This window comes from Pseudomonas sp. USHLN015 (assembly GCF_037153275.1).
GTDB classification, from domain to species: domain Bacteria; phylum Pseudomonadota; class Gammaproteobacteria; order Pseudomonadales; family Pseudomonadaceae; genus Metapseudomonas; species Metapseudomonas tohonis.
The window spans coordinates 1-517 of record NZ_JBBCKP010000032.1 but is presented as its reverse complement, the minus strand read 5'-3'; the positions used below and the strand labels follow the sequence as shown (position 1 = coordinate 517).

The window sequence follows — 517 nt, the reverse complement described above, 5'->3', positions numbered from 1 at the left end:
GCCCCCTGCCCAGCGGTATGCAGGCTCCAGAGCCGGCGGCGCATGGCCTGGGTTACCTCGTGCCACTCGTGGAGGATGTTGAGCTCGCTGTCCACCTGCATGCTGCGGGTGTTGATGTTGGCCGAGCCGTGGGTGGTGAGTACGTCGTTGACGATCATCAGCTTGGAGTGGATGTACACCGGCACCCAGGGCTTGCCGGCCGGTGAGTCGGGGGCCACCAGGGAGCAGACGTGGACTTTCAGGCCGGGGCGTGTCTCGGGGATAAGGTCCTCGTCTTTTATTTCGGCGATCTGTCGATCCAGCTCCCCCTGCCATCGGGCCACCTCCTGTTTGCCATGCCAGTCATTGGCGCCATCGGGGCGAGGCATGGGCGGCATGTCTCGCTTGGCTTGCTTGATACGCAGCTCCTTGGTGACCTCGGGAATGGTGTCGGCCCGCCCCAGGCTTTCCAGCATGCGCTGGGTGTTGACGGTGCCCTTGCCGATGCCGTCGTCCGTGACATTGGTGACCACGAACA

General features: G+C 64.0%; 1 protein-coding gene. It reads right to left on the bottom strand.

The window, feature by feature from the left end; genetic code table 11:
* Positions 1 to 517 (bottom strand): phospholipase D-like domain-containing protein (locus tag WFQ67_RS30210; protein WP_337059006.1); only part of this gene is annotated, 517 nt, incomplete at both ends.